The following is a 14,478-nucleotide window of genomic DNA, read 5'->3' as shown; positions in this document are numbered from 1 at the left end:
ATTTCGATTTAATCGCCTTTATGCAAACGGCTTTTAGCATAATTTTTTAATCCGGTGTTTAGAGTTATTGCCCGATAACGTAATTGTTCGTAAGTATTTCGCATTCGAGTCTTGTTAATCAAAAGGCTTCCATCCATTTTATCCCCACCCAGACTCATCTTAAAGTGCATAAGCTTCTCATCTCCACCACACCAGCCCAAATCGAACCAATGGTAGTTTTGCTGAGCGTAATACTCAAAGACCTCCAAGTCTAGGTATTTGGGCGCATGGAGATGAAAATATTCTTTCAACCCGCCGCGAATCCAACCTTGTACTATTCGATTATGCGGGAGTCTGATGCTACCCGCCACTATCTTCCCCTCGTAACGAGCTAACCAGAGAGTCGCTTTATCTGTACCCAGTTTGTAAAAATCCTCAAATACAGCCCAGTTATATAATTTAGGATCTTCCCAACGTCTAGAAGATTCAATATATATCTGATAAAAGGCTTGCCAATCCTCTAGTGTAGTAGCCAAATCCACCTTTACACCATGTTTAACTGCTCGTAGAGATTGCCTGACAAACTCTTTGTTGTTTTTTTTCAAATTTTCCCTAAGCGCTGTCAGACCATCTCGTATATCCAGCACTATGTTAAAATCTTCTTGCCGTGTAAAGCCGTTTGATATATTAGCTACCGGCTTAAAAGGATTCTGTCGCCACCATATATCGTAACGAGACAGGTATTTTAATAATAATTCTTCATGCTCCTCTGAAACATCGCTTTCGCTCAAATAGCCCCCATTTTTCTGGTCAGCCGCAGCGCTATGTAACTTGAACAACCCTTTTACCTCGGCGTACTGCACCATTGGAAATAGCATTTCCACTCCATCGCTAAAGTTAAAAAATAGCGAGGCATCAGAGGGAATACGGTTGTTAAAGTGCGGGTTCGGATGGGTGCAAAAAATCTGAGTCCACAAGCGAGTATGGGTAAAGGTAGCGTAAGAACAATTTTTTTCAAGTCTCTCATATTGTGCAGCTGTAGGTTTCTGAATACTGAAGATTTTCAAATTACTCACTTCCACTACTCCAAATCAAATTCTAATTTGTTCCTATAAGGATAGGCGCCTCGATAGCTGTATAAATAATACTCAAGGCTATTTATTTTACCTGATTCCAAATCTAAGAAAACCGGGCTGAATAACAATTATTATTGAGAACATGAAAGAAAGCTTGTAATATTTCCTAATAATAGGTTCTAGCTGTCTTAAGCAACTAGCCGAATCTAATTATCTAAAAACGCCAAATTCAGAGCTAGGCAAAGCTCTGGCTAACCGCTGCCAATTCGTTCAGGCTGTCTAAAGCTGAGCCGCTATCAATTGACTGAACCGACATCTCAATACCCTGCCACATATCTCCGGCAAGGTCAGAAGCCATTAATGCTGCCGCCGCGTTAAGCAAAACCACATCCCGCTGTGCGCCTTTTTCGCCCTGCAAGATTCGAAGGGTAATCTCGCGATTCTGCTCGGCAGTGCCGCCCACCATAGTATCTAACTCAGCCCTTTTAAAGCCGAAATCTTCGGGTTTGATAACTTGCTCATGCATAGTACCATCGGCACGTACTTCATATAAGTGGCTGGAAGCGGCAATGCTAATCTCATCCATGCCATCCGAGCTACATGCCACAATCGCATGGTCACAGCCCAATCGCTTCAGAACGGCTGCCATCTTTGCGGCAATACTAGGGTCAGGAACGCCAAGCAATTGCCGCCGCACTCTTGCCGGATTCGTCAAGGGACCGAGAATATTAAAGACAGTGCGGATACCGATTTCGCGCCTGACGGGACCTGCGTACTTCATAGAAGGGTGGAAAAGCGGTGCAAACATAAAACCGATGCCGGCTTTCTCGATGCAAGCAGCAACCTGTTCCGGTTTCAGATTGATATTTACCCCCAATGCTTCCAGCACATCGGCGCTACCACAACGACTACTAGCAGCCCGATTGCCATGCTTGGCAACTGCCGCACCCGCACCCGCAATTACAAAAGCGGCGGTGGTGCTGATATTAAAGGTGTGCTTGCCATCACCCCCTGTACCCACCACATCCACCAACGGACGATTCAAATTAGCGGGGGGGTGAACCACAGTAGCTTTCTCGCGCATCACCTGTGCAAGCCCTGCCACCTCATCTACCGATTCGCCTTTCATACGAAGGGCAGTCAGGAAGCTCCCCACCTGCGCGGGGGTTGCCTCTCCGGTCATTATCATTTCCATAGAGGCAGCAGCTTCTTCATAGCTGAGTGAATCGCCGCTTACCAATTTCGCAATCGCTTCTCTAATCATTGTGCTTCTCTTTTACTTTTATTTACGCGCCCGCGACTAACCAATACCCATCCGCTGTTTTACTTCAGTCAATGTTTTAGCTGCGATTGGGCGAATTTTATCCGCGCCATCCTTCAAAATCTGCTCAACATAGGCTTCATCTTTGGAAAGCTCAGCATATTTCTCTTGAATGGGGCGCAAGCCTTCCACCACTACTTCAACCGTTGCTTTCTTCAGTCCGCCGTAGCCTTGCCCGGCAAATTGCTCCTCAATCTCAGGACGAGTTGGATTGTCGGGCGCAAAAAGCTCATAGATGGTAAGCAGGTTGTATAAACCCGCCTGTTCCAGGTTAAATTTTATTTCTCTGCCGCTATCGGTAGTAGCCTTCATAATTTTAGACTTTATCACAGCAGGCGAGTCGAGCAGCATAATAGCGTTGTTTGGTCCGCCGCTTTTGCTCATCTTTTTGGTAGGGTCATCTAGTGCCATTACACGTGCGCCGGAATCCCTAATCCACGGTTCGGGGACTTTGAAGGCTTCGCCGTACTCGCGATTGAATTTCTGAGCAATGTCGCGGGTCAATTCTACGTGCTGCTTCTGGTCATCGCCTACCGGAACGCCATCCACCTGATACAGCAGAATATCTGCCGCCATCAACATCGGGTATGCCAGCAAGCCTACACTAGATTGTTCCTTTTTATCCGCGCTTTTCTCTTTGTACTGAGTCATGCGATTTGCCCAACCAAGCGGAGTCAGGCATTGGAAAATCCAGCCCAATTCGGCATGCTCTTTGATATGCGATTGCACGAAAATTGCCACTTTATTTATATCCAGCCCACAGGAGATATAAATTTTGGTTAGGCTACGGATACGAGTTCGCAATAGTTCCGGGTCTTGTGGTACGGTAATGGCGTGCAAATCTACGATACAATAAATACTCTTGTCAGTATTATAATCAACTACCCAGTTGCGAATTGCGCCCAGATAGTTGCCGATATGCATGTCACCGCTAGGTTGGATACCGCTAAAGGCACTCTTGCCCATTCTATGACCTCACTAATTATTAATTGATAAGAAGTTGCTTAGTAAGTCCTTGCCGTTTTCGGTTAAGATGCTCTCCGGGTGGAACTGAACGCCGTGAATCGGGTATTGGCGATGCCGCAAACCCATAATCAAACCACCCTCTGTAGAGGCAGTCACTTCCAATTCGGAAGGCAAGTCGCTTTGGCGAACCACCAGCGAATGGTAACGGGTTGCCTTAAAATTCTGCGGAATACCCGCGAACACGCCTTCCCCGTTGTGATGAATCGGGCTGACTTTCCCATGCATCAGTTCGGGAGCGCGTTCCACCGTACCGCCAAACACCTCACCGATAGCCTGATGTCCTAGACAAACGCCGAGTATAGGTATTCCAGCGCCAAACTGCCGGATAACATCCTCACTTACTCCTGCATCTTTCGGCGCACCGGGACCGGGAGAAATAACGATACGCTCTGGCTTCATCCTGCTGATTTCATCTAGGGTAATGGCATCATTCCGATATACCACTACCTCTTCGCCAAGCTCTGCGAAATATTGCACAAGATTATAGGTAAAGGAGTCGTAATTATCTATCATCAACAGCATACGCGCCACCAACCCTTAAAAATAAATCCTTGAATACTTTCACGCCAGTTTTTCCACTTCATCCAGCGCCTTGAGCATCCCGTAAGCCTTGTTCAAGGTTTCCTGATATTCCTTCTCAGGGTCGCTATCGGCTACGACTCCACCACCCGCCTGAACATGCGCCACCCCTTCTTTTAATACAATGGTACGAATAGCGATAGCGGTATCAAGATTGCCGCTGAAACTGAAATAACCCACCGCTCCCGCGTATAAACCGCGTTTGTCGGTCTCCAGTTCGGCGATTATCTCCATTGCCCTGATTTTGGGTGCGCCGCTAACCGTTCCAGCAGGAAAGCACGCGCTCAATGCCTCATAAGCGGTCATATCCGCTCTCAGTTGCCCTTCCACATGAGAAACAAGGTGCATAACATGCGAGTAGCGTTCTACATCCATTAATTGAGTAACCTTCACCGTACCTGGCGCACTCACCCGCCCAATGTCATTCCGCCCCAAATCCACCAACATTACATGTTCGGCACGCTCTTTTTCATCGGCGGCAAGAGCAGTGCCCAACTCACGGTCTTCTTCGTCACTACCGCCGCGTCGTACAGTACCTGCAATCGGGTGGGTACTGACCACGCCGTTCTCGACTTGCACCAGCAGTTCCGGCGAAGCACCGATAATATCAACTTCAGGAAAGTGCAGATAATACATATAAGGTGAGGGGTTTACCGCGCGCAACGCTCGGTATAGGTTAATGGCTTTTGCGCTGGTCGGGCGAGAGAGACGCTGGCTAGGCACAACCTGAATAATATCCCCGGCGCGAATATATTCTTTAGCCTTTTCAACCCGCTCTATATATTGTTCTTTAGTAACGTTGCTGGTTACAGCCCCATCGCTAAAGCCTTCCATCTTCCCCTTAATCAGTTCAAGCGGTAATGGACCTTCAAGACGCGCAACCTGTTTCTCGATGCGGGCTATCGCATCCTTATAGCTGGCTTCAATTTCCTGCTCGCTGCCATCCAGATGCACATGTGAGACAATCTTAATGCGCCTTTTAAGATGGTCAAAAACCAACACGGTATCACAAAATACGAAAATGCCCTCTGGAATACCAAGCCTATCATTTTCAGGCGAAGGCAATTTCTCGAAATAGCGCACCGTCTCATAGGTCAGGTAACCCACCGCCCCACCATAAAAACGTGGCAGTTCTTTGGTCAACTCAGGGATTTCCACCAGTTCATAGGCGCGGAGGTAACTAGAAATAACCTGAAGCGGGTCATCGTAATTAATGCTTTGCTTATAGCCATGCTGACGCGCATTCGCCACGCCCTTATCCAATCGCAAGGTCAAGTAGGGGTTGTAACCCATAAAGCTGTAACGCGCCAGACGCTCCCCGCCCTCAACACTCTCCAGCAAAAAGCTGTGCGGCTCATCCCGACACACTTTCAAATAGGCTGAAACGGGCGTTTCAAGGTCTGCAAAAATCTCGCGGTACACCGGGGTAATGTTCCCTTTGCCTGCCAGTGTTTTTACCTGTTCAAGGCTGGGTATGTATTGACCGCTCTGCATAGCTGTAACCTCATTTGCTCAATTTGCGTATAAAACAAAAAACCCCCGCATCCCATAAAGGGACGGGAGTAAACCTTACTCTCGTGTTACCACCCTTCTTCAAGCCGCCTTCACAGAACGACTTCTCAACGGGTACAGGCTGTTACGCATATACCTTTCCCCTATAACGGAGGGACTCCGGCAAAGCCTACTTGGGTAAACGTTCGGTTTGCAACTCCCAGATCCATTCAGCCTACGCGCTAACGTCCGCTCACACCTTACCGGACTCTCTGAAGCTTCGCTTTCAAGCTTACTCGTTCTGTTCACAGTTTTTCAAAAGGTCACTATTTAACTGTAGAAAAATATAGCACCCCTTGTCCGGTCTGTCAACTGCCCTGAAACAAGAATAAAAGCAATTAAAATGGGTTAAGGGGATTATCAATATTTGACAAAGTTTTCACATGGGGTTAAAATCGAAAATATACATAGGGTGTCTTAACTGCTAAAATAGCATCTGATGAAAGGCTACCAAACTACGGCAACGATGCGTCGTTACTATATCGTAAGTTTGCCTGTTATGGAGGGTGCGTCCTATCAGAAATTATAATCATTATTTTGAAGATTACGCCGAATTTAACGAGCCTATAAAATTACCAAAACGCTTGCCAGAACAACATTGTCCTCGTTGCGGTAATAATTTTCCGGGTGGATTGCAGCGTTGTACCGCATGCGGTCTAGAAGCTGAAAAAGCTCGTAACAAACCCGAATCCGCCCTTCCATGGGTAGGCTACAATCGGGGCGTAATTGTTTGCAAATCCTGCGAGAATGAAAATTCGGATGAGGCTGCGAGGCGAGGTCGTGTCCAAAAATGCGATCTCTGCCACAAGGTTATTTATATACCTTCCGGGTTACACTCCCCTTACTACGAAGCCAATATTGCCAGAAGGCAAGCTCCGGCAAAAACTAAACAAGGGTTTTCTGAGTTCCTTTATCAGTTGCAGGATTTTCTGGGTGCCGCTTTCAATAAATACTGGCGCAGTAAAAGGCGTTGGATTCTGCCTGTTATTATCCTTGCGTTTTTGGCTTTTCTATTAACGGGCAACCTGTTCTTGTTCAAGGGTAAAACCGATGCTACTCCGGTAGCCATTACTCCTGCCATGAAATATTACCAACAAGTCCTACCAGTACGTGGCAATATAACACAGGCAATTGAAAATTTCCGTATCATTGCAGGAGACGTGCCGGATAAAAGCAACTTTACCTATTGGCGTAATCCTAACAACAAAGAACGCTTTGTGCGTGCTTGCGATGAAACCCTGAAAAGTATTGAGGGAACAATTACTCAACTCAGGACAATGCGAGAACAAGGGTTAGTGCCGGACGAAGCAACGGTACACCAGCAACGTATGCTTGATATGCTCTATACCCGCCAGATGTATTACGCGCGGCTTAAAGATGGTTTAAACACCAATAACCAGACGCTCTGGAATTCAGCTTTTGACCTCAAAAATCAAATGACCGATGCTTTCTCCAGTGAAAATGCCGCGCTTGAAAACTTGCGCGATGTGGTGTTGAACAGCAAGAATGCGAGTAAATAGCTTTTCAATCAAACGGCTTTTAATCCTAACTCTGTTAATAATGGTGTTGGGAATATTAGCCGTTTTTGTATTCTTAACACCAGTAGTTGCCGGAAATAATGCTCTTTTCCAAGCTACAACTACAACTGCCGCTCCAACTCCCACACCGCTACCGCCTACACCCACGCCGCTACCGACACCTACTCCAAAACCTGAAAACCCCAAAACCGAAGGAGGCGGACCTCCCGGCATCCTGATTCTTGCCGGAATCTTCCTACTACTGGTAATATTATCAGTGACGGTGCCTTTTATGCGTACCCGCTCGAAAAGATAGTCTTCATTTCGAAAACAAGGAGGAAACTATGGCGGCTGAAAAAAAATTGGGACTCGCCGGTAGCCCTATTGCTAACGGAAAATTGGCGCAAAATAAAGATAGTAAGGCAGATAAAAGAAGCAAAAAACACAATATCCTTAGCATAGGAAGTTATAACAGCGTACTCTCTATCGGTAGTTTCAATAGCGTACTCTCCATTGGAAGTTCAAATAGTATGCTTAGTATTGGAAGTTCGTTCAGTTTGCTATCAATAGGTAGCTTTGCAAGTTTAGGCAGTATTTTGAGCGCTGCCAGTTTTCTTAGCTTCTTCAGTGCGCTCAGCACAAGAGGAATTGCCTCGTTCCGCAATTCACATCTCAAAAGGAGTGATAGCTATGGAAAACAAAATTAAAGGGAAATGCCCACATTGCAGCAGCACCAATCTGTCCAGTGAGCCTGTTTACCCTTTCGATGAAACCGAAATGATTTATGATTACGAGGATGAAGAAGAAAGCGAAACCCTGATAGCAGTCTTTTGTGTAACTTGCGGTCACTATCTGGGAGCAGTTGAGAGCGAATTGCGACAGGAAAAGCGCGATTGGCACTCAACGATGCTAAATGAATTCAAACGCTCAATTTACAAGTCGTAAGATTCTTTAATTTGCTTATGTCTGCACCGCATTATTTTCTCTCCAAATAACTGGGCTTGTGCTTTGCATTTTTGATATGTCCGGGCAAGGAACGCCCTAGCAACCCTTCGACAGTGCGAGAGACTTCAATCAACGCGGGGACATTTACACCTGTCTCGACTCCCATTTCCTCTAACATAAAAACCAAATCTTCGGTACAGACGTTGCCTTGTGCGCCGGGCGCAAAGGGACAACCCCCCATTCCTCCTACCGAACCATCAAAACGATTCACCCCCATTTGAAGTACCGCCAAAACATTTGCCAAAGCCAAACCTCGCGTATCATGGAAGTGTAAGCCGAGTTTATTCGCTGGGATATGCTCAAGATGCAAAGCTATCAACTCGCTAACCTGTTTAGGGTACGCACATCCAATAGTATCGGACAAAATTACCTCATCCGCGCCCATCGCCAAGAATTTCCGGCTAACCGTCAGCGCCTCTGCAAAAGCAACGTCTCCCTCGTAAGGGCAACCAAAGGCGGTAGATACATACGCCGTAATCTGAATACCGTCTTGACGCGCCTGTGCGATTATGGGACGATAGTTTTCCAACGACTCATCCACCCCCGCGTTCATATTTTTGCGGTTAAAAGTCTCGCTAACGCCGGTAACGATATTAACCGAATCCATCCCAACCGCTTTGGCGCGTTCATAGCCTTTCATATTCATAACCAAAGCCTGATAGCTGATACCCGGCAGACGAGTAATAAGGCGACCCACCTCATCACTATCTGCCATTTGCGGAACCCATTTAGGGCTTACAAAAGAACCGTATTCAATACTTGGCAAGCCCGCCCGCGCCAGTGCATTTACCAACTCGATTTTGGCTGCTGTAGAAACTGGTGCTTTCTCGTTCTGCAACCCGTCGCGGGGACCAACCTCATGAATTTTGGCGGTTTTAGGTAACGTCATAGTTTCCCTCTTGTTATATTTAATGTTAACAATGCTACTCTAGGCGATTATTGAATTAGCTTCCTCTGATTGTCAAGCACAACCGATATATTTTTGTAATAGAATGAAGCGTCACTACGCCTGTTGACCGCGCTACTTTATGCACAAGCAATATAACAATAACACTTAAATTAAAATTGCAGGGATTATGCGTTTAGCTCAAACTTCTCGTATCGAGATACAGCAAGTGTATCAATTTAAAATAATTTCAGGTTCACTGTAAGGTCATTAGAGGGGGCAGCTATTTTCAAACGCATTTTCCCTGATTAAATTTGCGGGAGTGCCTAGTAATGCAGAGGTAGCACGCTATAATAGATTTTTGCTATTGTTAAGCAGCCTCAAGATGTTTGGCAAAATTAAAATTCACCTCTTCCAAGATAGGCACTCCCAAAATTGCGATTTGCTTGACAAAGTAAGCTATTCGGCTTATAATCCTCCGTCAAAGCGAAGTAGCTAATTTCCTTAACTTTTACCATTTTATACTCTCCTCGCCCGATAGTGTCCGGTTAACCTATCGGCTGCAAAGCCCTGTTTTAGGGTAGCTCACACGATTTTGTGTAAAGCTTTTAGTAGAATCAAACCACGTTTTTTAGTTAAGTTAGCTTCAGCTTTATCCAGTATTTTACTGGGTTACTTGGCTGAAATAATCAAGGCTGAGTTGTTCAAGACAATTCAGGAGGAGAAATTCAAATTAATGAAGACTGTGACCAAGAAATTCGGTTTACTTGCTTTACTGGTAGCCCTAATGGCTCTATTCGCTGCTTGTGGCGACAATACCGCCACGACTGTTCCGGCTACCACTGCTGCTGCTACTAAAGCAGCAACTACAGCCGCTGGAGCTACCACCGCTGCTGCTACCACAGCCGCTGGAGCTACCACCGCTGCTGCTACCACAGCCGCTGGAGCTACTACCGCTGCTGCTACTACTAAAGCAGCAACTACAGCTGCTGGAACACCTGCCGTAGGAGCAACTACCGCTGCTGCTACTACCGCTGCCGCTACTACTAAGTAAGGCGCTGGTATTAAGTTTTGGAATTAGCTTACACGCTTTGTGTTAAGCTTATACCTTGATTGCTAGTTGATATTTTGGGTCTGATTTTCAAATCAAAACAACTAAGTTTTAAGCGAAAATTGGCTTGAAATTACTAGCAATCAAGGTAGCTATTAAACCACGTTTTTAGTTAAGACCGTTTCAGCTTTATCCAGTGTCTTGCTGGGTTACTCGTCTGGAACAATCATGGCTGAGTTGTTCAAGGCAATTCAGGAGGAGAAATTCAAACAATGAACACTGTGACCAAGAAATTCCGGTTACTTGCTTTGCTGGTAGTTTCTTTTACCGTAATGGCTCTATTGGCTGCTTGCGGTGACAATACTGCTACCCCGGTTCCGGCTACCACTGCCCGCATTTACTCAAGCTTGCCGTTGACCGGTTCGAGCAAGGCACAAGCCGAAACTTTAGTAAACGCTGCGAAGTTGGCGCTTGACGATTTCACCGGAGGTACCGGCAAGATCGGTAACTTCACCATTGATTATGTATCGTTGGATGATGCTACCGCTGCCAAAGGTCAGTGGGATGCCGATCAGGAAAAGGCAAACGCCAACAAGGCGCTGAATGACCCTGATACAATGATCTACCTTGGCACTTTCAACTCTGGCGCTGCCAAAGTTTCCATCCCGTTGCTGAACCCTGCTAACATTACGATGATCAGCCCTGCCAATACTTATCCGGGTCTGACCCGCGCTGCTAAGGGTGTCACTGAGCAAGGTGAGCCGGATGTATATTATCCTGCCAAGACTCGCAACTACTTCCGTGTAATAACTGCGGACGATGTACAGGGTCCTGCCGATGTTGAGTTTATCAAGTCCTTAAACGCCAAGACCGTTTTCGTAATCGATGACTCCCAAGCCTATGGTAAGGGCGTTGCCGATGCAGTTGCTGCTGCTTGCACCTCTGCTGGTTTGGATTGCAGCAATCGCGCTTCGATCACTGGTAAAGAAACCGACTACAAGTCTTTGGCTGCTACTGTCAAGTCCAAGAACCCAGATGCCATTTTCTTTGGCGGTATTACCCAACAGCAGGCTGGTAAATTGGTAGCGGACATCCGCGCTGCCGGTATCAAGGCTCCTTTCATTGGTCCTGACGGTATTAACGAAGAAGCTTTCATCAAGGACGGTGGCGCTGCTGCTGAAGGCGTGTACTCCAGCATTGGTGGTACGACTGAGGATAAATTGCCTGCCAAAGGTCAAGACTTCCTGAAACGCTACAAAGCCAAATACGGCAACGTCGAAGCCTACACCATTTACGGTTACGAAATGATGAGCGTCGCTTTGAGCGCTATCAAGACCGCCGGCGTAAAGGATCGCAAGGCTATTTTAGCTGCTGTAGCCGCTACTAAGGATTTCGATGGCGTGCTGGGCAAGTGGAGTTTTGACAAGAACGGCGATACTACTCTGACCGATTTCCGTATCGATCAGGTCAAGGATGGCAAGTGGGTTACCTTCACTGTAGTGAAACCTAAGTTCACTGCCGGTTCCTAATTGAATCTATAAGGGAAAGGGACGGGCTTAGCTGCTCGCCCCTTCTCTTTTTACAAATTGCTCCGGGTTTCCTCACCTCCGGAGTCGCGAAACGAACGCTACTGCTCTCTATTATATTTATGCAGCTTACTTGCTCGACATAATACTAGTGGAATAGGAAATACAATATAGGATGGAAATCATTGTAAAGCTTCTACTCCTCCTACTTTGGGCAGGATCAGGTGCTTATGGCGCACACCTGTTGGTAAAAAAGGGTTATAACGCGCGATGGTTACGTACTGCCGCTTTTTATGCACTTCCTGTTATAACCGTGCTTTACTTTATTTTCAACGCCATCCAGGATAATTCAACCCCTTGGCCCACGAACTTACCCGGTTCTTTATTGAATGTGACTTTAACCGCTTTGCTTATGGGAGTTAGCCCGGCAATTCTGATTGCTGCTTATGTTTTGCCTTTCTACGACAAATCTGACCCGGCTCAGGCTGCCGTCCAACGCGAAACTATTTCCCAGAAACAGGGTTGGTTGGTGTTCGGTGGCGTTGTCCTGATTTCGCTGATTTTACCGCTGATAGCAGAACAGTTATTTAAAGAAGCTCCTCGCTATGATAGCGTAATAAGCGTAATTATTAACGGCTTATTGAGCGGTTCCCTTTTTGCGCTGGTGGCACTTGGCTATACCTTGGTTTACGGTATAATTGAGTTGATTAACTTTGCACACGGCGATGTATTTATGATGGGGTCGCTGGTGGGCTATGCGGTACTGACTACCTTGTTGGGAGCCAAAGAAGGACGCCCGGTTAGCGGTAGCACTTCTGTATTTTTCGTGATATTTGCAGTATTGCTGGCAATTATTATTGCGATGCTGGTGTGCGGGTTGCTGAACTATTCAATCAATCGTATTGCTTACAAACGATTGCGGAATGCTCCGCGCCTTGCTCCTCTGATTACCGCTATCGGTATCTCGTTTATTCTGCAAAATATTGCGCTGTATCTCAATAGCTCCACTCCCAAGAGCTACCCACTGCTATTCCCTAACTCCTCCAGAGTTTCAAATGTGGACTTAGTGAGCGATATTATCGGCAATAATGATACTCTTATCACTTTCCCTGTAACCGGATTTCTGGTATTAATCGGTGCAGGCATTCTTTTGCTGACATTACGCTATCTGATTAATAGCACTAAAATTGGTAAGGCGATGCGGGCGGTGGCACAAAACCGGGAAGCGGCAGCCTTGATGGGCATCAGCATTGAAGGCACTATCAGCTTCGCCTTTTTATTGGGAGGCGCGTTGGCAGGTGCGGCAGGCGTGATTTACGGGATTTATCAGGTGCAGGGTACTGTACGCTATGATTTAGGCTTTGTGAACGGGTTATTCGCCTTTACTGCGGCGGTGCTAGGCGGTATCGGCAACGTGAACGGGGCAGTATTGGGCGGCTTGTTTATCGGGCTGATTTATTCGATTAGTCAGTCCAGTGTGTTCCAGCTTACTTTTAATTACCTTAACCTGTCAGTTTGGGCGGCGGTATCCGTGTTTGTAATTCTGGTGTTGGTGATGGTATTCCGCCCTACCGGTATTTTGGGCGACAACGTGCAGGAGAAGGTGTAAGGCTATGTCAAATACCAATACCCAAACAAACCCTCAAGCTACGCCTTCCGGTAAAGCTCCAAATCCTTTTGCACGATTTCAAGGCGGAAACACTAAATTAGCCGGATTTTTCGTTCTGGCGGTTATGTTTCTGGCACTGCCTTTCGTGGCAAAACCTATTTTGGAGAACTTTGGTCCCACGGTATTTTCAGATACTTTCTCGGCAGTTAACAGTACACTCATCTTTGTATTGCTGGCGTTAGGCTTGAATATTGTAGTAGGCTACGCCGGGTTGCTTGACTTAGGCTATGCCGCTTTCTTTGCCATCGGCGGTTACACAATGGGCTTCCTAACTGCCACCCAGAGCAAGCTGAATGATACGCCTTTTCACACCAATTTTTGGGTTGCGCTTCCCATCAGTTTTTTGATGGCAGCTCTTTTCGGCGTATTGCTGGGCGCGCCAACTCTAGGTTTACGTGGCGACTATCTGGCAATCGTCACGCTCGGCTTCGGCGAAATTGTCCCGATTACCTTCAACAATCTCACCCAATTGACAGGTGGTGACACCGGTCTGGCGGGATTGCAACAGCCCAAGCTATTTGACTTTCAGTTTTCTTCCTCGACTATCGAGGCATGGTATCTGATTGCTCTAGTGGTAGTTTTCTTCTCAATATTTATGATAAGAAGACTTATAAATTCACGTATAGGTAGAGCATGGATGGCAATGCGCGAAGATGAAATAGCGGCTTCCGCGATGGGCATTGACCTAGTAAAAACCAAATTGCTGGCTTTCGGTCTGGGTGCTTCGTTCTCCGGTTTTGCTGGGGCAATTTTCGCCAACAGCTTAGGTTCAGCCAATCCTTCCCAATTCAAGTTTGACGTTTCAATTTTCGTGCTGTCAATGATTATTCTCGGCGGTTTGGGCAACATCTGGGGCGTTATTTTCGGGGCTGGGGCGTTAGCCATGACCGACCGTTACTTTATACCCTTCTTTACAGAGCAAGTTCGTAAATTGGCGGACGGGATTCAGCTTGATTCCAGATTGGTAGATGGAGTCAGAATCACTGACCCAAATATTCTGAAGGATATTTTAACCAATGTGGCTACGAACTCCCGCTTGCTGCTGTTTGGTCTGATTTTGGTGACAATGATGTTGGTACGACCTGAAGGTTTATTCCCTAGTGGACGGCGCAAGATGGAGTTGCATGCTGGTTCCAGCAAAGATATGCAGCCGATGTTGATCGGTTCGGAAGACCCGCTGGAGCAAATGGCAGAGAGCCATTCCCTGACCTTCAACCCTTCTATAACTGAGTCAACAATTCTGGATAAACATGACAAGAAACACAAAAACAAGTAGATCGGCTCTTGGTGGG

The 14,478-nt window shown here is 46.6% G+C and carries 14 protein-coding genes and 1 other annotated feature; of the genes, 8 read left to right on the top strand and 6 right to left on the bottom strand.

Annotated features, from left to right (window positions below; translation table 11 throughout):
* Positions 1 to 8 precede the first annotated feature (8 nt).
* The 5 genes from WCK19_RS12675 to trpE form a co-directional block, all read right to left on the bottom strand.
* Entirely contained in the window at positions 9 to 1,055 is a 1,047-nt protein-coding gene (locus WCK19_RS12675; protein WP_342397753.1) for a GNAT family N-acetyltransferase, read from the bottom strand.
* A 235-nt stretch (positions 1,056 to 1,290) separates the two neighbouring features.
* Positions 1,291 to 2,319: an anthranilate phosphoribosyltransferase gene (trpD, locus tag WCK19_RS12670; protein WP_342397752.1), complete on the bottom strand. Its 1,029-nt coding sequence runs from the start codon at positions 2,317 to 2,319 to the stop codon at positions 1,291 to 1,293.
* A 36-nt stretch (positions 2,320 to 2,355) separates the two neighbouring features.
* On the bottom strand, positions 2,356 to 3,342 hold the full coding sequence (trpS, locus tag WCK19_RS12665; protein ID WP_342397751.1) for a tryptophan--tRNA ligase: 987 nt from the start codon (positions 3,340 to 3,342) through the stop codon (positions 2,356 to 2,358).
* 12 nt (positions 3,343 to 3,354) lie between these two features.
* On the bottom strand, positions 3,355 to 3,924 hold the full coding sequence (locus tag WCK19_RS12660) for an aminodeoxychorismate/anthranilate synthase component II (RefSeq protein ID WP_342397750.1): 570 nt from the start codon (positions 3,922 to 3,924) through the stop codon (positions 3,355 to 3,357).
* A gap of 39 nt (positions 3,925 to 3,963) precedes the next feature.
* Positions 3,964 to 5,475: an anthranilate synthase component I gene (gene trpE, locus WCK19_RS12655; RefSeq protein ID WP_342397749.1), complete on the bottom strand. Its 1,512-nt coding sequence runs from the start codon at positions 5,473 to 5,475 to the stop codon at positions 3,964 to 3,966.
* A 55-nt stretch (positions 5,476 to 5,530) separates the two neighbouring features.
* Positions 5,531 to 5,790: a binding site (T-box leader), on the bottom strand.
* Positions 5,791 to 6,038: 248 nt separating this feature from the next.
* Here trpE and WCK19_RS12650 point away from each other — a divergent pair.
* From WCK19_RS12650 to WCK19_RS12635, 4 genes are read left to right on the top strand one after another with little or no spacing between them, the layout of a single operon-like run.
* Positions 6,039 to 7,052 (top strand): hypothetical protein, encoded by a 1,014-nt coding sequence (locus tag WCK19_RS12650; protein WP_342397748.1) that lies wholly within the window; start codon positions 6,039 to 6,041, stop codon positions 7,050 to 7,052.
* Positions 7,039 to 7,365 carry a hypothetical protein gene (locus WCK19_RS12645; protein ID WP_342397747.1) on the top strand — a complete coding sequence of 109 codons (327 nt, stop codon included), beginning with the start codon at positions 7,039 to 7,041 and terminating at the stop codon, positions 7,363 to 7,365. The genes WCK19_RS12650 and WCK19_RS12645 overlap by 14 nt, the downstream gene beginning before the upstream one ends.
* A gap of 28 nt (positions 7,366 to 7,393) precedes the next feature.
* Positions 7,394 to 7,756, top strand: coding sequence for a hypothetical protein (locus WCK19_RS12640; protein ID WP_342397746.1), 363 nt, complete (start codon positions 7,394 to 7,396; stop codon positions 7,754 to 7,756).
* Positions 7,740 to 7,994, top strand: coding sequence for a hypothetical protein (locus WCK19_RS12635; RefSeq protein ID WP_342397745.1), 255 nt, complete (start codon positions 7,740 to 7,742; stop codon positions 7,992 to 7,994). The genes WCK19_RS12640 and WCK19_RS12635 overlap by 17 nt, the downstream gene beginning before the upstream one ends.
* 31 nt (positions 7,995 to 8,025) lie before the next feature.
* Here the strand turns inward: WCK19_RS12635 and WCK19_RS12630 are convergent, their stop codons facing one another.
* On the bottom strand, positions 8,026 to 8,943 hold the full coding sequence (locus tag WCK19_RS12630; RefSeq protein WP_342397744.1) for a hydroxymethylglutaryl-CoA lyase: 918 nt from the start codon (positions 8,941 to 8,943) through the stop codon (positions 8,026 to 8,028).
* Positions 8,944 to 9,676: 733 nt separating this feature from the next.
* On the opposite strand from WCK19_RS12630, the gene WCK19_RS12625 reads away from it, so the two are divergent.
* From WCK19_RS12625 to WCK19_RS12610, 4 genes are all read left to right on the top strand, one after another.
* Entirely contained in the window at positions 9,677 to 9,994 is a 318-nt protein-coding gene (locus WCK19_RS12625; protein ID WP_342397743.1) for a hypothetical protein, read from the top strand.
* 269 nt (positions 9,995 to 10,263) lie between these two features.
* Entirely contained in the window at positions 10,264 to 11,520 is a 1,257-nt protein-coding gene (locus WCK19_RS12620; protein ID WP_342397742.1) for a branched-chain amino acid ABC transporter substrate-binding protein, read from the top strand.
* A gap of 172 nt (positions 11,521 to 11,692) precedes the next feature.
* The gene (locus WCK19_RS12615; protein ID WP_342397741.1) at positions 11,693 to 13,126 is read left to right on the top strand and encodes a branched-chain amino acid ABC transporter permease; all 1,434 of its coding nucleotides are present in this window, start codon (positions 11,693 to 11,695) and stop codon (positions 13,124 to 13,126) included.
* Positions 13,127 to 13,130: 4 nt separating this feature from the next.
* A complete protein-coding gene (locus WCK19_RS12610) occupies positions 13,131 to 14,462 on the top strand; it encodes a hypothetical protein (RefSeq protein ID WP_342397740.1) in 1,332 nt (443 codons plus the stop codon).
* The last annotated feature ends 16 nt before the right edge of the window (positions 14,463 to 14,478 follow it).

Origin of the sequence: Candidatus Chlorohelix sp., assembly GCF_037138995.1 — a bacterium.
In the GTDB taxonomy this organism is placed as follows: domain Bacteria; phylum Chloroflexota; class Chloroflexia; order Chloroheliales; family Chloroheliaceae; genus Chlorohelix.
This window is presented reverse-complemented; position numbering and strand designations above follow the sequence as displayed.